The sequence below is a fragment of the Streptosporangium sp. NPDC050855 genome (assembly GCF_044456585.1).
Classification (GTDB): Bacteria; Actinomycetota; Actinomycetes; order Streptosporangiales; family Streptosporangiaceae; genus Streptosporangium; species Streptosporangium longisporum.
The window spans coordinates 165,681-185,738 of sequence record NZ_JBITFY010000014.1 but is presented as its reverse complement, the minus strand read 5'-3'; the positions used below and the strand labels follow the sequence as shown (position 1 = coordinate 185,738).

Annotated in this window: 12 protein-coding genes and 1 pseudogene; 5 read left to right on the top strand and 8 right to left on the bottom strand. The window is 71.3% G+C overall.

Features of this window, described 5'->3' with window-relative positions; translation table 11 throughout:
- Positions 1-65 precede the first annotated feature (65 nt).
- Complete coding sequence (locus ACIBCT_RS26895; protein WP_399193088.1) at positions 66-2,324, top strand: hypothetical protein; 2,259 nt, start codon at positions 66-68, stop codon at positions 2,322-2,324.
- Positions 2,325-2,461: 137 nt separating this feature from the next.
- Here ACIBCT_RS26895 and ACIBCT_RS26890 read toward each other — a convergent pair whose 3' ends face one another.
- Entirely contained in the window at positions 2,462-4,033 is a 1,572-nt protein-coding gene (locus ACIBCT_RS26890) for a carbohydrate-binding protein (protein WP_399193086.1), read from the bottom strand.
- Between the two features lie 592 nt (positions 4,034-4,625).
- On the opposite strand from ACIBCT_RS26890, the gene ACIBCT_RS26885 reads away from it, so the two are divergent.
- Positions 4,626-6,206, top strand: coding sequence for a CBM35 domain-containing protein (locus ACIBCT_RS26885; RefSeq protein WP_399193084.1), 1,581 nt, complete (start codon positions 4,626-4,628; stop codon positions 6,204-6,206).
- 584 nt (positions 6,207-6,790) lie between these two features.
- Entirely contained in the window at positions 6,791-8,116 is a 1,326-nt protein-coding gene (locus ACIBCT_RS26880; RefSeq protein WP_399193082.1) for an MFS transporter, read from the top strand.
- A 727-nt stretch (positions 8,117-8,843) separates the two neighbouring features.
- On the opposite strand, the gene ACIBCT_RS26875 is transcribed toward ACIBCT_RS26880, so the two are convergent.
- Positions 8,844-9,665 carry a permease-like cell division protein FtsX gene (locus tag ACIBCT_RS26875; protein ID WP_399193080.1) on the bottom strand — a complete coding sequence of 274 codons (822 nt, stop codon included), beginning with the start codon at positions 9,663-9,665 and terminating at the stop codon, positions 8,844-8,846.
- A 488-nt stretch (positions 9,666-10,153) separates the two neighbouring features.
- Between ACIBCT_RS26875 and ACIBCT_RS26870 the strand changes: the two are divergent.
- A pseudogene (locus ACIBCT_RS26870) lies at positions 10,154-11,303 on the top strand (epoxide hydrolase family protein).
- A gap of 56 nt (positions 11,304-11,359) precedes the next feature.
- On the opposite strand, the gene ACIBCT_RS26865 reads toward ACIBCT_RS26870, so the two are convergent.
- The 4 genes from ACIBCT_RS26865 to ACIBCT_RS26850 form a co-directional block, all read right to left on the bottom strand.
- Entirely contained in the window at positions 11,360-13,753 is a 2,394-nt protein-coding gene (locus ACIBCT_RS26865; protein ID WP_399193078.1) for a hypothetical protein, read from the bottom strand.
- Positions 13,754-13,991: 238 nt separating this feature from the next.
- On the bottom strand, positions 13,992-14,696 hold the full coding sequence (locus ACIBCT_RS26860; RefSeq protein WP_399193076.1) for a class I SAM-dependent methyltransferase: 705 nt from the start codon (positions 14,694-14,696) through the stop codon (positions 13,992-13,994).
- A 133-nt stretch (positions 14,697-14,829) separates the two neighbouring features.
- Complete coding sequence (locus tag ACIBCT_RS26855; protein ID WP_399193074.1) at positions 14,830-15,897, bottom strand: glucose-1-phosphate thymidylyltransferase; 1,068 nt, start codon at positions 15,895-15,897, stop codon at positions 14,830-14,832.
- A gap of 125 nt (positions 15,898-16,022) precedes the next feature.
- Positions 16,023-16,397 carry a GtrA family protein gene (locus tag ACIBCT_RS26850; RefSeq protein WP_399193072.1) on the bottom strand — a complete coding sequence of 125 codons (375 nt, stop codon included), beginning with the start codon at positions 16,395-16,397 and terminating at the stop codon, positions 16,023-16,025.
- A gap of 172 nt (positions 16,398-16,569) precedes the next feature.
- Between ACIBCT_RS26850 and ACIBCT_RS26845 the strand changes: the two genes are divergently transcribed.
- Positions 16,570-17,577, top strand: a complete 1,008-nt coding sequence (locus ACIBCT_RS26845; protein ID WP_399193070.1) for a glycosyltransferase family 2 protein — start codon at positions 16,570-16,572, stop codon at positions 17,575-17,577.
- Here ACIBCT_RS26845 and ACIBCT_RS26840 read toward each other — a convergent pair.
- Together ACIBCT_RS26840 and rffA are read right to left on the bottom strand one after the other, a co-directional pair.
- Positions 17,528-18,463: a GNAT family N-acetyltransferase gene (locus tag ACIBCT_RS26840; protein WP_399193068.1), complete on the bottom strand. Its 936-nt coding sequence runs from the start codon at positions 18,461-18,463 to the stop codon at positions 17,528-17,530. The genes ACIBCT_RS26845 and ACIBCT_RS26840 overlap by 50 nt on opposite strands.
- Positions 18,460-19,656 (bottom strand): dTDP-4-amino-4,6-dideoxygalactose transaminase, encoded by a 1,197-nt coding sequence (gene rffA, locus ACIBCT_RS26835; RefSeq protein WP_399193066.1) that lies wholly within the window; start codon positions 19,654-19,656, stop codon positions 18,460-18,462. Before rffA ends, ACIBCT_RS26840 begins: the two co-directional genes overlap by 4 nt.
- Positions 19,657-20,058 lie beyond the last annotated feature (402 nt).

Genomic DNA, 20,058 nt, shown 5'->3' with positions numbered 1-20,058 from the left:
GAACATCCGCGTCCGTATCCGGTACGGTCCTTTCACGAAGAAGACGGAAAACACCTTTCAAAAGGGTGAATCGCACCTGGGGCCGGACCCGGACATGGGCTCCGGCGGTGTTCGCGGCCGTCGTCGTGGTGGCCGCGTTGCGCCTGTACGGGGTCCCGGTCACCGACACGTTGCTCTTCGGCGGCTACGTCGCGCTCGGGGTGGCGTTCCCGGGGCTGCTGCTGGTCCGGGCCCTGTACCGGGGGGCGCGCACGCTCGCGTTCGCCGAGGAGCTCGCGCTCGGGCTGGCGCTCGGGTACGCCGTCGAGGTGCCCGTCTACCTCGCCGCGCGGGCGGCCGGGGCGCCGCTGCTCGTCCTGCTCTGGCCGCTCGGCACGTACGCCGTCTTCGCCGCCGTCCCCCGGCTGCGCGCGCACTTCCGCGGCGCGGCCCGCCCGGGGGAACCGGCCTGGTACGCGTGGTTCCTCGCGCTGCTCGTCGTCCACGTGACCGCCTGGAGCGCCTTCACCTACTTCAGGACCACCGCCCTGACCTGGCCCGCGGCCGGGACGTCCCTGTTCGACATGCCGTACCACCTGGCGCTGATCGGCGAGCTGAGGCACCACGTGCCGCCCACCGTGCCCGTGGTCGCCGGGGAGCCGCTGCTGTACCACTGGTTCGTCTACGCGCACCTGGCCGCGGCGAGCTGGGTCACCGGCCTGGAACCCCTGGTCCTGCTCTTCCGCCTGGGCATGTTCCCGATGCTCGTCGCCTTCGTCGTCCTGGTGGGGGCGATCGGGCACCGCGTCACCGGTTCCAGGGCGGGATCGGCGCTGTCCGTGGCGGGCACGGTCTTCGTGGCCGTGCCGAGCCTGTACGCCAACGCGAACGGGCTGCTCACCTGGACGGGCGTCCAGCACTCCGCGTGGGAGAGCCCCACCCAGACCTTCGGGGCCCTGCTGTTCGCCCCGGTGGTCCTGCTGCTGATCGACCTCTTCGAGCGACGCCGGCGGTACGGCGCCGGGCGGTGGACGCTGACGGCGATCCTGCTGGCGGCGGTGGCCGGGGCCAAGGCGACGTACCTGCCCATGCTGGTCGTGGCGCTCGCGGCGCTGGGCGTGGCCGAGGGGGTCAGGCGGCGCAGGCCGCCGTGGACCGTGCTCGGCGCGCTCGCGATGGCCCTCGCCTGCCTGCTGTACGCGCAGGCGGTGCTGTTCGGCGGTGCCCGGCAGGCGATGTCCCTCGATCCGCTCGCGATGATGCGCAGGACCTGGGGCGAGCTGACCGGCCTCGGGGAGCACGCCCAGCCCTCACCGGCCTCCCTGCTCGGGATCACCCTGCTGTACGCCGCGTGCTGGGCCGTCACCTGGTGCGGGATCGCCGGGCTGCTGAGCCGGCCGCGCTCGCTCGCGCGTCCCGGCACCGTCCTCGTCCTGGGCATCGGCGCCGCCGGGATCGGCGCGGTGCTGCTGCTGGGGGGACCGGCCCTGAACCAGGGCTACTTCCTCCAGGGCGCCTACCCCTATCTGGCGGTCGCCGCGTCCTACGGATTCCTGACCGCCGTACGCGGGACGGGCGTGCCGCGTCTGGCGCTGGTGGGGGCGGCGGTCGCGGGAGTGGCCCTGGCCTGCCTGATCCGCGTCCTGGCGGACGTGCGGGTCCCGCTGGCCCCGGGCCGCAGCGAGGCCGTCCTGTACCTGCCCTACCTCGCGGTAGCGGCCGTGGTGCTGTCGGCGGTGGTGTTCCTGCGCGAGGCCGGACGGCGCCCGCGCGGCTGGGCCCTGCTGATCGCGCTGGTCACCGCCGTCGGCCCGCTCTCCGCGTGGCAGGCCCGCGCCTGGTCGATCGTGTACGGCGGCGGGGAGAACGCCGTCTACCGGGTGAGCCGGCCGGCGGCGCAGGAGGTCCCGGCGGGGATGCTCGCGGCCGGGCGCTGGCTGCGGGCCCACTCGCGCCCGGACGAGCTGGTCGCCACGAACGCGCACTGCGTCTGGCGGGCCGGAGCGCCCTGTGACAGCCGGCACTTCTGGATCTCCGCGCTGACCGAGCGGCGCGTGCTGGTCGAGGGCTGGTCGTACACCGCGAAGAACCTGGAGCGGTGGCGCCCGGGCGGGTCGGTGATGCAGATCCCGTTCTGGGACACCGAGCGGCTCTCGCTGAACGAGACGGTCTTCCGGGCACCCTCGGCGGAGGCGGTACGGCGCCTGCAGGAGCGGTACGGGGTGCGCTGGCTCTTCGTCGAGGAGGGCCGGGAGGGACTGAGCCCGAGGGTCGGGGAGTTCGCGACGCTCCGGTTCCGCTCGGCGGACTGCGCGGTCTACAGCCTTCCGGGCGCCTCGTCCTGAGCCTCTCCCCGGGGGGGCGCCGGGGACGGGGACGGGGGCGGGACCTCACGACCCGCCCCCGCCCCCCGCTCCCCGCCCGCCCGTGCCGCGCCGGCCGGTGGAGGGACCGTGCGGCGCCGATCGGCCGGTGGAGGCCGTTACGGCGTCACGGGCCTGCCGCCGAAGGTCACGACGAGGCGGCCGTCCGCGGCGAAGGACCAGCCCAGTGCGCCGGTGTAGGAGGAGCAGCGGGAGCCGTTCGAGCCGGACCAGAACTGGTTCGAGGCGTCGGAGTTGCCGATGATCCGGTCGTTGGACCCGCTGTCGCACGAGGTGTTGTTGCGGAACACCGACGAGCCGCCGTCGAAGTTGAAGTTGCGCTCGGTGTTGCCGACGCCGACGTTGTTCGACACCGTCATCGTGCCGAGGTTGCGGTTGTAGGTGAACCCGTGCTTGCCGTTGTTGTAGGCGATGTTGCGCCGGACGACGTGGTCGACCGAGATGTCCTCGCCGCCGAGCTTGTAGCCGTTGCGGTCGCCGTTGCCGGCCTGGCCGCCGTTGCTGAGGGTGCCGTTGTCGTAGGCGAGGGAGTCCTCGATGGTCACCGCGCCGATCGGGCCGGTGTCGGTCTTGGTGAACAGGTCCCAGCCGTCGTCGATGTTGTTGTGGGCGACGGCGTACCGGAAGACGTTGCCCGGGCCCGAGGTGAGCTTGGCGGCGAAGCCGTCGGCGTCCTCGCCGTCGGAGTCGGCGTTGTCGTGCGACTCCACGCTCACGATGAGGTTGCGGGACGGCCACTGCTCCCGGGGCGCCCCGGCCACCAGCCGCGAGAGCTGCAGCCCGGTGTCGCGGTTGAAGCGCGTCACCGTGCGCTCGATGATGTTGTCGTTGCCGCCCAGGAGGATCCCGTTGTCACCGGCGCGCTCGACGACGATGCCGTGGATGTGCCAGAACGATCCGCCCACGGCGAGGCCGCGGTTGGCCGGGTCCTCGCTCTGGGCCGAGAAGTTCAGCACCGGGGTCTCACCGGGGTAGGCGGAGATCTTCTTGCGGGCGGCCGAGGTGCCGTTGTTGCCCGGCGCGATGGTGACCGTCTGCGAGAAGTCGTAGCGCCCGCCGCGCATGGAGATCGTCCCGCCGGGGGCGATGCGGGTGATCGCGGAGGTGAGCGTCGTCGGGGCCGCCTGCGTCCCGGGCGCGCCGTCGGTGCCGTTCGGCGCCACGTAGAGCGTGTCGCCCGGGGGCGGCGGCGGTGGCGTGCCGCCCGCCTCCACGTCGATGTGGTCGATGTTCGGCAGACCGGCGCTGCCGGTGGGGTTGAACCGGATCGTGTTGTTTCCCGCGTTCAGGGTGACGGTCAGCGTCTTGGTGACCCAGGTGCTCCACGCTCCCGTGCCCTCGAACGACACCGCCTGCGCGGCCGCGCCGTTGACGGTCAGGCTGACGGGACGGCTGCTGCTGGTCCCGCTGGCGAAGCGCACCGCGAGCGTCGCCGTGCCCGCGGCCGAGGCGTTCACGGTGAACTGGGCGTGGGCGCCCACGGCGTTGGTGCCGTTGCAGAAGCCGGTGCCGGAGTATCCGGCGTGGTTGGAGTCGATGGTGCCGGTGCAGACCGCGGGCGAGGTCTCGGCCTCGTACCGGGTGGGCGCGGCGTGCGCGGCGGATGGTGACACTCCGACGAGCGCGACGGCGAGCAGGCCGGCGCATGTGGTGACGGCTTTGAGGCGCATCCTTCGTCTCCATGGGTCGGTAAGCGCTTTCCTAGATGGAGCGAAGCTAAGCACGCTCCGGCGGGCATGGGAAGGGCCCGCGTGCGGACGGGGCCGTCCGCGGCGCGGCGGCCCACCGGCTCGCGGCACGCCGGCCGGGGTCATCATCGGCGGAAAGGGGAGGGCGCCCGCGGTCGTGTCCCGCGGCCGCGCGGCCGTGAAAGTTTCAGGGCGGGAGCGGCGATCGCGGGCCCGGACGGCACGCCCGGCTCCCGCCGTCCGTCACGGGTCCAGGCGTGCCACCACCGGCGCGATACCGCAGGACACACTGTTTTCTCGCGCTTTTTGCAAGCGGTTGTTGCAGGAATCACGAGAAGACCAGGCGAAATACCCGGTGGTATGTGCAGCTTCTCCGGGACGTATTGACGTTTCCGCGATGTGACGCGAATGTGTCTGCAACCGGTTGTTCACGGCGCGGTCCCCGGTGGCCCTCATGACCGCCGCGCCGGGACGGTACGGCCGGCGACGGCGTGCAGCGGGGCGGGGCGGACGGCCCCCCGGCGGACCGAGGGCCTGAAGATCCGGAAGAACCGACGACCCTTGGAGACCAAGGATGCGCCTGACGCCTCTTCACGCGTGCGTCGCCCTGCTGGCCGGTGTGCTCGTCGCACTGCCGGTGAACGCGGCGCACGCCGCGCCCACCCGCTACGAGGCCGAGACCTCGCCCGCGGTCTGCACCGGCACCATCGACTCCAACCACGCCGGATACTCCGGCACCGGCTTCTGCAACGGCACCAACGCCGCAGGCGCCCACGCCCAGTTCACCGTGAACGCCACCACCGCGGGCACGGCGACCCTGGGCATCCGGTTCGCCAACGGCACCGCGGCCCGCGCGGCCGCTCTGATCGTCAACGGGGCCACCGTGCAGACCCTCCCGTTCGCGGGCACCGGCGCGTGGTCGACGTGGGCCACCACGACCGTGACCGTCCCGCTGAACGCCGGCGCCAACACCGTCCGGCTGAACCCGACGACCGCCCTCGGCCTGCCCAACCTCGACCGTCTCGACGTCGAGACCGGCGACCAGCCGCCGCCGGCCGGCACGCTGTACGTCGCCACCGACGGCGACGACGCCGCCCCGGGCACGCAGGCGTCACCGCTGCGGACGATCCAGCGGGCCGTGGACCTGGCACAGCCGGGGCACACGATCGTCATCCGCGGTGGTACCTACGCGCCGAGCACCAACATCCAGATCCTCAAGAACGGCACGCCGGGCCTGCCCATCACGATGCGCAACCACGACGGCGAGCGGGTCGTCATCGACGGGGAGAACATGCCCCACACGCCCGGCGCGGTCGGCTCCAGCATCCCGCGCCCCGAGCGGGGCGCCGTCCACATCGAGGGCGACTGGTGGCGCCTGATCGGCCTGGAGATCGTCCACGGCCCGTACGGCGTCTTCGGCCTGGACGTCAACAACACCGTCTTCGACCGCCTGATCACCCGGGACAACTACGAGTCGGGCCTGCACCTCCAGGGCGCCTCCGGCGGCAACCAGATCATCGACCTGGACGCCTACGGCAACCGCGACCCCCGCAAGAACGGCGAGAGCGCCGACGGCCTGGCCATCAAGGAGGGCTCGGGAAGCGGCAACGTGGTGCGCGGCGCCCGGCTGTGGAACAACTCCGACGACGGCCTGGACTTCTGGATGTTCCTGTCCCCGATCACCGTGGAGTCGTCGGTGGCCTGGGGCAACGGGTTCAACCGGTGGAACCTGCCCGACTACACCGGGGACGGCAACGGCTTCAAGCTCGGCGGCGGCGACCCCGACCCGGCGGCCGACCACGTGATCCGCAACTCGATCGCGTTCGACAACGCGGTCGGCGGTTTCATCGACAACGGCAACCCCGGCCGGTTGACCGCCGACCGCAACACCGCCTGGCGCAACGGCGGCACCGGGTTCGACTTCGCCGACTCCGACTCCACCCTCACCAGGAACCTGTCGGTGGCGAACGCGACGCAGGTCTCGCTCGGCTCGTCGTCCTCGGGCTCGGGCAACTCCTGGAACCTCGGCGGCACCTGGACCTTCGCCGGCACCGACCCCGGCACGATCACCGGCCCCCGCGCGGCGGACGGCTCGATCCCGTCCTCGTCCTTCCTGCGCCCGTCCAACGGCGCCGACGTCGGGGCACGTCTCTGACCTCTGCGGATCTCGTCTCATGGGCGCGAGCCGTATCGTCCGACGAAGGGGGTAGCCCTCCGAACGGCGCTCGTACGGCTCACGCTCGGCTTATGAGCGTGAGCCGTCCTGCGATACAGCCACGGAGAAAGGCGCTCGCCCCCTTCGTCACGAGTGAACGGCACGGCTCAGCTCGGCGAGCCACGCGTGGGACAGGCGGCGAATTCGGACCGGCGGCGTGTGGTCGCGTAAGGCGATACCGCTGTACGCGGAGTTCCGGCCGGTGATCGGCCCGTCAGCCGATGGCAAGCCGACACCGAGCGCGGGGCCGCCAGGCCCGAGACATCCGATCGGCGGCGGTGTCAAGCGTGCTCGGTCCGTGATGGCTGGCGACGCTACGGCGGGCTGTGATCAACGAGTTCGGGCGTCGACGGCTGTCGCGGTTCGCGGGGGTCTGGGGGCGGTGGAGCCCCCAGGGTCTCCGGTGGGTGCGGCTCCTTTTGAGGGAGTGGCTGAGCAGAGAGCGCGGCGCCATCACCTCGCCCGGTCGCACCGCTCCGTTGAATGCCGCCGCCACTCCCGGCTGTGGCGATACCGTGAGTTCGGTGGGTAATCGCGAGACGGGGGTTTCGCCGCACAGCACCGCGGCTGAGAAAAGGCGGCCGGGCGGCCTGTTCCGCACCCGGAACTTCGCCCTGCTGTGGGCTGGGGAGTCGGTCAGCGGGTTGGGCTCGGCGATCACCACGGTGGCCGTCCCGTTCTTGGCGATAACCGTCCTGCATGCCGGCACCGGCGCGGTGGCCCTGCTGACCGCAGTCGGCTGGCTGCCCTGGTTCCTGATCGGCCTCCCGGCCGGTACCTGGGTCGACCGCCGGCCGCGCCGCCGCATCCTCGTGTCCGCCAACCTGGTGTCCGCCGCGGTCCTGACCGCTGTCCCGGTCGCCGCCTGGACCGGTGTGCTGACCGTGCCCATGCTGCTGGCCGCGGTGCTGATCGCCGGCACGTCCAGCATGTTCTTCACCCTGGCCTTCAACGCCTACCTGCCGCACCTGCTGGCCCCGGATGACCGGATGGAGGGCAACGCCAAGCTCCAGGCCGGCGCCTCGGCCGCCGAGATCGCCGGCCCGGGCCTCGGCGGTCTGCTCACCGAGGTGGCCGGAGCGGTCGGCGGCCTGCTCATCGACGCGGTCACCTTCATCGTCTCGGCCGCCTGCCTGCTCAGATTGCGGACCACGCCCGAGCCGAGGGCGGCGGCGGGCGAGCGGCCCGGCATGCTCCGGCAGCTCAGCGAGGGCCTGAGGTACTTCACGTACGGCGAGTTCATGCTGCCCATGCTCATCGTGGCGGCGATGATCAACCTCGGGATGCTCGGCGTGTACTCGCTGCGCATCGTCTTCCTGGTGCGCGCCGAAGGTATCGCGCCGGGAACCGTGGGCGGCCTGATTAGCCTCGCCAGCCTGGGCGGCTTGCTGGGCGCCGTGCTCGCGTCCCGGGCCGTCGCCCGCTTCGGCAGCGCGCGCACCTACGTGGGGGTCAATGTCGCGACCGCGCCGTTCATGCTGCTGTTGCCGGCCAGCGGCCCTGGCTGGCCGCTGGCGCTGTTCACGGTGGGATCGTTCGTGGTCATGCTCGGCGCCACGATATCGGGCACCGTCACCGCTACCTTCCGCGTGAACTACGTACCGGCGCACCTCCTGGGCCGGGTCACGGCGGTCTCCCGGTTCGTCATCTCCGGCACCGTGCCGCTCGGCGCAGCCGCCGCCGGCGTCCTGGCGACAGCCTTCGGGATCGGCGCCGCGATGTGGGTGTTGGCCACCTTCTTCGCCGTCACCCCGCTGCTCCTGCTCGCCACCTCAATGCGCGGCATGCGTGACTTCCCGACCCTCCCCAGCCGGCCTCCCGTGTGCAGCAATGATGATCAACTTCGCTGAAGCATGAGAAAAGTTGCGCCTGACCTGCGAGGATTCGAGTACCGCATCCATCTCCAGCGCAGAAACAGGTGCACCTTTCGGTCCCTCGGAAAGAGCCGCACCCGTCTCCGGTGGGAAAGGCGAGGTGTTCGCTGTAGGGCCGGCGGGTGGTCAGGCAGCCGAGGAAGCGGTTGTGGAGGTTGCGCAGTGCGGCTGAATGTCGTGGTGTTTCTCCGCCCGGTCGATGCCGCAGTAGACCTTCATGACGTCCCCTCCCGTCTCCTGCTGGTGCAGTTCACGGAGGGCCGTCGCCGAGATCATGCGGCGTGCTGATGACAAGACGTGGCTGTCTAGCATCCGATGAGCCGTCTGCTGACCTCGGCAACCCGCGCAGTCCCGGCCTTGCTGAGAGCCGACAGCCCACGATGTGAAGAGGGATACCCCTGCGCGAGCGGCCCTCGATTCCTCTTTGTCAGAGGCGGTCACGCCCCGCTGCCTGGGTGGCCAAAGGCGCCGGTCTCGGGCGGAAAGATCTTAAAGATCCTGCACCGGAAGTAGGCATCCCACGTGGCCCAGCTGGTGGGGCGTGACCTGTCCCACCGTCATTAGCGCCGAAGTGGCGCGGCGGCCCGGCCGGCACCTCTTGGAGCGGTGACTGAATTTTTGTATCGACTGAATGGCACGCAGGAGTTGTCTCGTGCCGCTTGTATCGACCTCTCGAATGCCTGAGCTCCGTCCTTGCCGCATGTCATGCCGGTTCCTTGTTTACTTGAGCCACCCCGGTCAGGCCCTTCACCGTGTCCATGACCGATGTTGCCTGCTTCGGATCGTCGAGCTTGACATAGTAGGTCCCGGAATACTTCTCCAGTGGCCTGGGTTCGGTATCGTCGTCCTTGTTTTGAGAGTCTCGGCCTGTCACCTGCGACCATCGGGCCATGAATTCCTTGGCTGCCCATATGTCGTGCTCAAGGTCCGCAAAATAGATGCGCTTGACGCCTTTTGTCCTCCTCAGGAGAGACTCGATCACTGCCCTTTCGGTAGCCGTTACGCTACCTCGTCCCTTGCAGAGCTCATATTCACCGCTGGTGTCGCAGAGCGTGATGGACACATCGGCCTTGCCTCTCCAGAAGAGATCAGGCAGGACATAGGTGTTGGAGACTCCCGGTAGAGCCTTGGTGACCGAATCGAACGCGTTGGCGTCACTCCACCGGAGCAACCTGCCGTGGAAGCCCTCCGGCATATCGTTTACTTCTATGGCTGCCCTAAGCTCGGGCGACTCTTCTACCATTCTCGTCCACTCATCCACTTTGTCCCGGTAATGGAAATCCGCGAGCCGAGGTATCTTCCGTAGTCTCTGTTCGACCGCATACCTCTGCTCCGAAGTCACCTCCTCGTCCCCGCAGGCATCCCAGGCATCGTTCTCGCCGCACAAGAAAACGGAGAATTTTCCGCCTTCCGGCCAAGGAACGTCCGGAGGGGGAAGTATTTTCGGGAGCCGGTTCGCCTCGGCGGCCGAGGAGCCCAGCAGGAGAACCGTCATCGTGGCAAGAGCAAGAAACACGCGGAGCATGGAGGAACTATGCCATCAAGCTCGCGAAACCTCACATGGAAATCTCAGGGGCCGGCATCCTGATCGCTGTCCTGTCTCGCTTGATGGCCGACGTCCCGGCCCCGCTTGACGCCTTGCTCGTCTTCTGTGCCTGCTCGCGGGGTCACGTCCAGCGGAGTGATATATGAGTTGATCTTCGCGTGATCCTGTTTCCGCAGGTCAAACTGTAAGTATCTGTGGAATGGGTTCTGCTGCGGCGTGTCGCCGACGACGCGTGGCCATGCGACCGCCCCTCACCTCGGTGATGCAGTCCGCAAGTGCCCATGCGGATCCGTGCCGAGATCGTGAGGCACCGTGATCGACACCCGGGAGAGGAGGGGCCGGGCTGTGAGATCGACGGGTGAAGCGGTCCGCACAGAATGCCGTCGAAAGATGATTTATCTGATCCGGTCGGGTAAGGGCGGGCTCGTACGGATCGGTGACGGCGGTGACGATTGCGAGGTGCGGGAATGGCGGAGGACACCGCGTTGCGGCCGTTCCGGATCGCGGTACCGCAGGCGGACCTGGACGACCTGCGCGCGCGGCTGGCCCGCACCCGCTGGCCGGAGGAGGCGCCGGTCGCCGACTGGTCGTACGGCGTGCCGGTCGGCTACCTGAGAGGGCTGGCCGAGTACTGGCGCACCGGCTACGACTGGCGCGCGCACGAGGCGGAACTGAACCGCTTCCCCCAGGTCACGACCGTGATCGACGGGGAGCACCTGCACGCCCTGCACGTGTGCTCCCCCGAGCCCGGGGCACTGCCGCTCATCGTGACCCACGGCTGGCCGGGCTCGATCGTGGAGTTCACGAAGGTCATCGGGCCGCTCACCGACCCGCGCTCGCACGGGGCCGACCCGGCCGACGCCTTCCACGTGGTGGCCCCCTCCCTGCCGGGCTTCGCGTTCTCCGGGCCGACGCGCAGCGCCGGCTGGACCCTGCGCAGGATCGCGCGGGCGTGGGCGGAGTGGATGGACCGTCTCGGCTACGAACGCTACGGCGCCCAGGGCGGTGACACCGGCTCGCTGGTCTCGCCGATGCTCAGGCCGGGTCGTGCCCGAAAGGGTGGTGGGCGTGCACGTCAACGGCGCGCTGGGCCATCCCCGGGGCGACCTCGTCGCCCCCGAGGAGCTCACCGGACCGGAGCGGGCCCGGCTGCGGCTCTACACCGACACCGGTGACCGCTCCGGGTACGCGATGATCCAGTCCACCCGGCCGCAGACCCTGGCCTACGGGCTGCAGTACTCTCCCGCCGGCCAGCTCGCGTGGATCGCCGAGAAGTTCAGGGAGTGGACCGACCCGGCCAGGGAGCTGCCGGAGGACGCCGTCGACCGCGACCAGCTGCTCACCAACGTGAGCGTCTACTGGCTGACCGGTACGGCGGGTTCCTCCGCGCGCCTGTACAGGGACGGTGCCATGGACTGGTCGCAGCCGATGGGCCGTTCGGCCGTCCCGACCGGCGTGGCGGTCTTCCCCGGGGACGCGGGGATCCGCCGGATCGCCGAGCGGGACGACAACGTCGTGCACTGGTCGGAGTTCGGCCGGGGCGGTCACTTCGCCGCCATGGAGGCCCCGGACCTCCTGGTCGACGACGTCCAGGCGTTCTTCCGCCCGCTCCGCTGACCTCCCGGGACCCCGCCCTCACGCCGACGCGCCGTCCTCTCGCCGGAGCGCCATCCTTACGCCGGGGCGTCGGGAAGCCGGTAGACGGCGTAGTCACCGGAGCGGAACAGCGGCGTCGCGACCCTCCCGAGCTCGGGGGACACGGTCCCGCGGTGCTCGTCGGCGAGGAGCCAGCGCACCCCGTGACGATCCCGCAGCCGCCGTACGGCGTCGTCCGTGGGTGTCGTGAAGACCGCGTCGTTCAGCTCGATGAGCTCGGCGTCCCAGAACGGCAGGCGCAGCATCGGCATGTCCGGCCTCCACCGGTCCGTGTTCCGCGCGGTGTACGTCCACCCCTCGACCAGTACGCGCCGCTCGGTCAGCGCGGAGACCCAGAAGTGCCGGCCGTCGCACGGCTCCTCCCTGCCCCAGCGGCAGAGCGCGTTCGTGGCGACCAGCTCGTCCGGATGCGAGTGGGCCCGCAGCCATCGTCCGGCGTCGAGCGCGCCCGGCGGGGGCGCCGTCACGGTCCCGGTCATGGTTTCCGGTGCCGTCCGCGCGGTGGTCTGCGCGATGGTCGTGGTCCCCGTCCCGCCGGACACGAACGTCAGCACGCGCGCGTGCACCCCGGCGGGCAGGCCGACGGCCGCGAGCGCGGTGACCACCAGGGCCCAGGCGCGCAGCCGCCCCCGGATGAAGGTCAGTGCGGCCGCGGCCACCGTGACGACGGCCAGCAGCAGCGCGTACGGCCGGTGGAGCAGGGTGTCGGGCGCGCCCGGCGCCAGCGGGACCCTGACGCCGCACACGAACGGGATCAGATAGGCCGCTGCCAGCCCGGCACCGGCCGCGCAGAACGTCGCGCGGGGCGACTGCCCGGCGCGCCGCAGCAGGACCGCGATCCCGAGGGCCGTGACGGCGGCCAGGTAGGGGTAGGCGCCCCAGAGGAAGAACAGCTGGCTGCGGCCGGGATGGCCGAGCAGGAGGGCCGCGCCGAGACCGGCCGCGCCGATGCCGAGCATCAGCGTCACCCCGGGACGGGCGAGCAGCCGGGGCCGGCTCAGCAGCCCCGAGATCCCGCCCCAGGTGATCGTCCAGCCGAGCAGGAACACCGCGACGATCCCCACGGCCGACAGCGACGAGGGGACGGCCTCGACCCCGGCACCGGTCATCTCCGCCCAGGCCGTCCGCATGAAGGAGAAGGGGGCGACGACGAGCGCCTGCTTCGCCCCGCCGAACAGCACGAACTGCGCGAGCAGGAAGCACGTCGCGGTCATCCCGAGCGCGACGAGCGCGGGCCGGGAGGGCCTGCGCCACCTGACCGTCCCGGTCACGGCCACCGCCAGCAGACCGGCACCCAGCAGCGGCAGGTACGTGGCCTTGGCGCCCGCCGTCGCCGCCAGGAGGATCCCCAGCAGCGGCCAGTGCCCGGCGGTCCGGCGGCGGTGTTCGAGGAGGTCGACCAGGAGCAGGACGACGGGCGCGAACAGCAGGGCGCCGAACGTCTGGGTGGGGCTCGCCCAGATCAGGTCGGGCACCCCTCCCCAGGTGAACGCCCCGCTCCGGCCCAGGTAGAGGCTCGGCGTCGTCACCAGCACCGTGCCAGCCGCGGTCAGCGCCGCCCCCGTCCAGGAGCCGGTGATCCGCCGTCCGGTCATCCCGGCCAGCACGACGAACGCGCCCGTCATGGGCAGCATGCCCAGACGCAGGAGCAGGACCAGGGGTTCCAGGCCGGTGACCCAGCTCGCCGCGGCCAGGTGCGCGTAGACGAACCAGTGGTAGAGCAAGGGCTCCCCGGCGACCAGCGGCATCGTGGGCGGCATGTGGTGCCGGAGTTCGCCGGTCAGCGCCAGGTGGTACGGCATGTCGGGGAAGGCGTTCCCGAGCGCGGGCCAGGTCAGGGCGTTGCGCGCGAAGAACGACACCGCGCTCCAGGCGAGCAGGTAGGCGAAGAGCAGCGCCAGCGACCAGGACCACCAGGCCGGCGCCCTCACCAGCCGGGACGGGTCGCCCCTCCAGTGCCGGCGCAGTCGCGGCACGACCAGGAAGAGCAGGCAGGTGGCGACCGGCCAGACCAGGACGAGCAGCGGCGCCCCCAGGGCGCGGGCTCCGGCGTAGGTGAAGACTTCCACGGCGTAGCCGAGCGCCAGCCCGAGCGCGACCTCCTCGGCGAAGGTGCGCCTGACCCCGTACAGCAGCCGCAGCACCAGCACGCCGGGCAGTCCCACGCACGCCGCGACGTAGAGGAGGAACAGGGCCGCGTCGGTGCCCGGGACGCCGTGGTGGTACAGCACGGCCCCGGTCAGGGCGGTCGCGGCCACGGCGGGCGCCCATCCGGCCAGGTGTCCGATCCCGCGGGGCGGTGTGTTCTGCGGCTCGGGATTCCGCTCCCAGGCGGGCTCGGCCGCCTCGCCGTCCTCGACGGTCAGCAGCGGCCCCGGTGAGGGAGGGCGATGGAGCGGAGTTTCTGCCATGCGCCGAGCCTCGTGAAACGAGCGGCCCTCCGGGCCTCCGGCGCTCGCGCCCGGTGATGTCTTTCCGGGTCCTTTGCCGCTCGCCAGGTCACCGCGTCACGGACGCGGCCGTTCACGACGGCACGGGGCCGGGGACGCCGGAGGCCGGGCACGGTGCGGCCCGGGATCCACGGGACGTGCGGTCCGGGGCCGGTGCGGCCCGGAGTCCCCGGAGTTCACGGGCCGGGAACGGCGGAGGTCAGGGGCGGTGAGCCCGCACCATGAGCGAGACGCCAGGCAGCGAGGTGACCGGCAGGTACCTCTCGGCCATCACCACGGCCCGCAGGCCCATGTTCACCAGGCGCGGGGTCTCCGTCACGTCCGAGCCCGCGGTGTGCCTCCTGCGCCGGGCCACGACCGGCCGCAGCAGGACGTTCCAGCTCCACATCCGGTCGACGACCAGGCCCGCGCCGGTCAGCAGCGCTCCCAGGTCCTCGCGGGTGTACCGGCGGACGTGGCCGGACGCCACGTCGTGCGCGGACCACAGGGCCATGTCGCAGGGGACCGTGATCAGCGCCGTGCCGCCCGGCCGGAGCACGCGCGCCAGCTCGCCGGCGGCCCGGTCGTCCTCCTCGATGTGCTCCAGCACGTCGAGCGCCATCACCAGGTCGAACTCCGCGTCGGGCAGCGGCAGGTCCCGCGCGTCGGCGTGGATCGCCCGCAGCCCGCGCTCCCTGGCGAGCTCCACCGCGAGTTCGGAGAAGTCCGCCACCAGGGCGTCCCAGCCGTGCTCGACCAGCACGCGGGTGTTCCCGCCCCCGGCCGCGCCGACGTCGAGCGCCCTGCCCGGCGGACCGAGCCTGCGCAGCTCCCGGAGCTCGCGGGCGAGGATGGCGCGCCGCTCGCGGTACCACCAGTGGCGGTCCTCCAGCTCGACCGTACGGCGGATCTCCGTGGCCTCCATGCGTCCTCCCAGACGTGTGCCTCGATGTCGCGGTGCCCCGGCGGGGCGGTGTGGCGATGCCCCGGCGCGGTGGTCCGCCGGTCCGCCCGTGTCCGGTCCGGGGCGGGGCGGGGCGGGATGGTGCGCCCGTGCCTCAGGCGCGCAGCTGCACCCGGCTGTGGTCGCCGACCATGAGCTGGTGCGTGTCGGGCAGCCCGACGGCCCTGGTGACCTCCACGTTCCGGCCGATCAGCGAGCGGGTCAGCGGCGAGACGCCCCTGACGACGGAGTCGGCCAGGATGATGCTGTACTCCACCCCTGCCTCCTCCAGCACGCAGCCCTCGCCGATCGAGGTGTAGGGGCCGACGTAGGAGCCGTCGATCCTGGCGTTGGCGCCGATGACGGCCGGGCCGCGGATCACCGACCCGCGCACCGTCGCGCCCGGCCCGATGTCGACGCGCCCGGTTATCTCCGACGCCGCGTCCACCGTCCCCCGGACGGTCGTCTCGATCGCCTCCAGGACCATGCGGTTGCACTCCAGCATGTCCTGCAGGCGGCCGGTGTCCCTCCAGTAGCCGGTGACGAAGTGCGAGTGCACGCGACGGCCGTTGTCGATCAGCCAGGTGATCGCGTCGGTGATCTCCAGCTCGTCGCGGGCCGAGGGGACGATCGCCCGGACCGCCTCGTGGATGGCGGGGGAGAAGGTGTAGACGCCGACGATCGCGAGATCGCTGCGCGGGTTCTCCGGCTTCTCCTGCAGGGCGATGATCTCCCCGTCCGGTCCCAGCTCGGCCACCCCGTAGAACTGCGGCTCGGTCACCTTGGTGAGCAGGATCTGCGCGTCGTGGTCGGACGCGCGGAAGGCGTCCACCAGGCCGGCGATGCCGTCCAGCAGGAAGTTGTCGCCCAGGTACATCACGAAGGGCTCGTCGCCCAGGAAGTCGCGGGCGATCAGCACGCAGTGGGCCAGGCCGAGCGGCGCCTCCTGCTGGATGTAGGTGACCTCCAGGCCGAACGCCGAGCCGTCGCCCACGGCGGCGCGGACCTCCGCGCCGGTCTCGCCGACGACGATGCCGACACTGGTGATCCCGGCGTCCCTGATCGCCTCCAGCCCGTAGTGCAGCACCGGTTTGTTGGCGACCGGAACGAGTTGTTTCGCGGACGTGTGGGTGAGCGGGCGCAGCCTCGTTCCCCTGCCCCCCGCCAGCACAAGTGCCTTCATCGATTCTGGCCCCTTCCACCGGGACCGCGTGGCCACGGCGGCCGGTCGATCCCGTTGAAAACTACGGGGGGATCCGGACGGCGCCCGTTCGCCGCAATGGCCTTTGCGGAGAAAGGGGAGCGTTTTCAACCGGGCCGGACGTTCACCCGCTCGCGGAACGTCCAGGCGCGGTGGACCGCGTACGTCACCGTGGGACTGATGACGAGGATCACCGCCTGCGCCGCCATCACGGGAAGGCGGCACAGCTCCACCAGCACCGGGAGCCCGGCCAGGGACGCCCCCAGGAAACCGAGCCCGACCGCGTAGAAGCGCAGGTAGCCCGCGATCCACGACCGGCCGCGCGTGCGGAACACCACCAGCCGGTACCAAGGGTAGACGATCACCACGGTCGTCAGATGGGCCGCCATCGCCAGCAGAAGGTAGGAGACCGCATCGTTCACGACGAGCAATGCCAGGCCCAGGAGAGCGTAATAGAGCAGGGCCGTCGTGGCGCTGGCCATCAGGTATGTGATGCGCTGGCCACCACGAGAGGAGATAAAACCTCCTCGCCAGAAAAATAAACGTTTTTCGCGATTGGTCCGATTTTCCGCTTGTACCATATCCGGCCGTTCAATCGTGTTCATCATCGCGGCACATGATGCTAGCTCGCTGTGAGACGTAATCGGGGGATCAATGTCCGTGTCGGTGGTCATTCCGTGTTACCGCTCCGCGCGGACCCTTCCGGCACTGGTGACGGGTGTCGTCGCGGTCCTGCGCGAACTCTCCGTCCGGTACGAGGTGATCCTCGTCGTCGACGGGAGCCCTGACGACACCTGGCGGGCCGCCACCGAGCTGGCGCAGCGCGTCGAGGGGGTACGGGCGCTGCACCTGTCGCGCAACTACGGCCAGCACAACGCGCTGGTCGCCGGGATCAGGGAGGCCGAGTGCGAGGTGGTCGTCACCATGGACGACGACCTGCAGCACCCTCCCGGGCAGATCCCCCTGCTGCTGGCCGCCCTGGAGGACGACGGCCTGGACCTGGTGTACGGCGTGCCGCACCGCGAGGAGCACGGGCTCGTCCGCAACCTGGCCTCCCGGTCGGTCAAGACCGCCATGGCCGGTGGGCTGGGGATCCGCACCGCGCGGACGATCAGCGCCTTCCGGGCCTTCCGCACCCGGCTGCGCGACGGTTTCCAGCAGCTGTCCGGGCCGCACGCCTGCGTCGACGTGGCCCTGTCCTGGGCCACCACCCGGGTGGGGGCGGTCGGGGTGGAGATGAGCGAGCGCGGTCACGGACGGTCCAACTACACCCCGGGCATGCTGCTGCGGCACGCGGTCAACATGCTCCTGGGCTACAGCGCGGCCCCGCTCCGCGCGGCCAGCTACCTGGGGTTCCTGATCGGCACCGTCGGCCTGCTGCTGGGCGGTGTCGTGCTCTGGCGCTTCGCCAGCGGGGACACCACCGTGGCCGGGTTCACCACGATCGCGTCGATGATCACGCTCTTCTCCTCGGCCCAGCTGATCTCCGTGGGCGTGCTCGGCGAGTACGTCGGGCGCATCCACGGCAACGGCATGGGCCGGCCGACCTACGTGGTGTGCGAGCGCGTCGGGTCGCCGGCCGGGCCGGCCGTTCCCCGGCAGCCGGGCGGCGCTAGCGTCGCCGTCCACGCAGCAGCCGGCTCCGGACCAGGTGAACGGTGAGGAAGGTGTGCACGGGCTCGAACCCGTACCGGGCCCAGGCCCGCTGCACGCCGGTGTTGTGCCCCTGGGTGGAGATGACGACCTCCCGCCCGCCCCGGGCCAGGGTGCGCTCCTCCACCGCGGCCAGCAGGTGGGCGTAGAGGCCCTGCCCGCGCGCGCGTGAGACGACCCCGGCGAGCAGGATCTCGGTGGCCCCGTCGTCCTCGGAGAGCGTCGCCAGCGCGAGGACCCCGCCCCCGTCGTCCCCGCCCCCGCCCTCGTTCCCCTCCCCGTCCCCGTCTCCGGCTCCGTTCCCGTTCCCGGCTCCGTTCCCGTTCCCGTTCCCGGCTCCGTCCCCGTCCTCGGAAGGGGCGGGAAGGGGAGGCGCGGTCACCGCGGCACGGGCGCCGTCCGCGTCCCGCTCCCGCAGGGCCACGCACCTGCCGGACGCGGCCGAGCGCACCGCCCACTCCCGGTACCCCTCCAGCGCGGCCGCGGCGTCGAACAGCGGGTTGGCCACGTAGTGGCTGCGGTAGGCGGCGAAGATGTCGGAGACCGGGCCGGGCACGGCCGCCGGGGGGAGCGGGCCGCCGGTCAGCAGGTCCGTCCGCGGTCTCGGCGCGCGGCCCCGTCCCGCGCGCAGCCGCCAGTAGGCCAGCGAGTCCGCGAGCACGGCGGTACGGCCGAGCGAGGTCAGCTCGGCGAACCAGCCGACGTGCCCGGCCGGGTAGCGGAGCACGATGACGTCGGCCGCCGACCCCAGGACGGCCTCGCGGACCGGTTCGAAGGACGGCCCGGCCCCCGCGGGGACGGTCAGGCGCTCCACCGGGCGGCCGAACCGGGCCGAGTCGAACGGGGCCCGCACGGTCCGCGGCGCCTGGTTCCCGGTCATCTCCCGCCAGCTCACCGGCGCACCTCGTGGTCGAGCACGGCCTCGACCACGCGCGTCACCCCGGCGTCGTCCAGGTCGGCGAAGAGCGGCAGCCGTACCAGGCGGTCGGCGACGTCCTCGGTGACCGGGCATCCCCCCGGGGCCACCCGGCCGTAGCGCAGGCCCGCAGGGGCGGTGTGCAGCGGCTGGTAGTGGAACGCCGCCTGCACGCCCCTGCCGGCGAGGTGGGCGATGAACGCCTGCCTGGTGTCCAGGTCGGGCAGCAGCAGGTGGTACAGGTGCGCCGGGTGCTCGCGGTCGCCGGGGACCGTCGGCCGCCGGACCCCGTTGGCGGCGGCCCAGTCCGCCAGGTCGGCGTGGTACCTGTGCCAGGCCCACTGCCGCATGGTCTGGATCTTCTCGAACGACTCCAGCTGGGAGGTGAGCTGCGCGGCGAGGACGTCGGAGGGCAGGTAGCTGGAGCCGATGTCGACCCACCGATACCGGTCCACCTGACCGCGGAAGAAGCGCCCGCGGTCGGTGCCCTTCTCCCGGACGATCTCGGCGCGGGCGGCGAGCTCCGCGTCGTTCACCAGCAGCGCGCCGCCCTCACCGCACTGCACGTTCTTGGTCTCGTGGAAGCTCTGCGCCGCCATGCAGCCGAACGACCCCAGCGGGCGCCCCCGGTAGGAGCCGCCGAGACCGTGGGCGTTGTCCTCGACCAGGGCCAGGCCGTGCCGCCCGGTCACGGCGAGGATCGGCTCCATCTCGCAGCCGACCCCGGCGTAGTGGACGACGACGACGGCCCGGGTGCGGTCGGTGATCGCCGCCTCCAGCATCGTCTCGTCCAGGTTCAGGGTGTCGGGCCTGCAGTCGACGAAGACCGGCACCGCCCCGCGCAGGGCGTAGGCGTTGGCCGTCGAGACGAAGGTGAACGAGGGCATGATCACCTCGTCGCCGGGCCTGAGGTCGAGCAGCAGCGCCGACATCTCCAGCGCGTGCGTGCAGGAGGTGGTCAGCAGCACCTGCCGCGCCCCGGTCATCTCCCGGAGCAGCGCGGCGGCCCTCCGGGTGAACGGCCCGTCCCCGGACGTGGAGCCCAGGCGCACGGCCTCGGACAGATAGTCGATCTCGTTGGCCGAGACGTACGTCCGGTTGAAGGGAACGGCCGGCGCCGGGCGGCCGGAATTCGGCGGAAGGACGCGAGAAGAAGCGCCGCCCGCGGTCAACGGACCCTCTTCTTCGATTCGGCGCCGATGTCGCGCATGGAATACACGGCTGAATGCTACGTACCCCGCTCCGTTCCGGGGCGGAGCGACATGCGGGCGGACGGGTCTGTTGTACGTGCCGTCGCGGCACCTTTACCCGGTTCGCCGAGCTGCGAGGACGCCGTAATATCCACAAGAGCCGGATATATTCTATTTATAAGCATATGGTGTTCGGAACGGCCCGCGCCGGGACACCGACCGGCGCGGGCCGCGAACCACGGCCGAACCGTTCCCGGAGTGATTCCCGGCCGGTCCCGAGCCGGTCCACGAGGGCCGGAGCGTCGATTCCAGGCCGTTTCCCGGCCGGTTCCAGGCCGTTCCCGGGACGATTCCAGGCCGTTTCCGGGACGATTCCCGGGCGGC

Bases quoted from the DNA above. Each gene is read 5' to 3' on its own strand.
- ACIBCT_RS26890 (WP_399193086.1), bottom strand. From the start codon at position 4,033: ATGCGCCTCAAAGCCGTCACCACATGCGCCGGCCTGCTCGCCGTCGCG.
- ACIBCT_RS26885 (WP_399193084.1), top strand. From the start codon at position 4,626: ATGCGCCTGACGCCTCTTCACGCGTGCGTCGCCCTGCTGGCCGGTGTG.
- ACIBCT_RS26875 (WP_399193080.1), bottom strand. From the start codon at position 9,665: ATGCTCCGCGTGTTTCTTGCTCTTGCCACGATGACGGTTCTCCTGCTG.
- ACIBCT_RS26865 (WP_399193078.1), bottom strand. From the start codon at position 13,753: ATGGCAGAAACTCCGCTCCATCGCCCTCCCTCACCGGGGCCGCTGCTG.
- ACIBCT_RS26860 (WP_399193076.1), bottom strand. From the start codon at position 14,696: ATGGAGGCCACGGAGATCCGCCGTACGGTCGAGCTGGAGGACCGCCAC.
- ACIBCT_RS26855 (WP_399193074.1), bottom strand. From the start codon at position 15,897: ATGAAGGCACTTGTGCTGGCGGGGGGCAGGGGAACGAGGCTGCGCCCG.
- ACIBCT_RS26850 (WP_399193072.1), bottom strand. From the start codon at position 16,397: ATGGCCAGCGCCACGACGGCCCTGCTCTATTACGCTCTCCTGGGCCTG.
- ACIBCT_RS26845 (WP_399193070.1), top strand. From the start codon at position 16,570: ATGTCCGTGTCGGTGGTCATTCCGTGTTACCGCTCCGCGCGGACCCTT.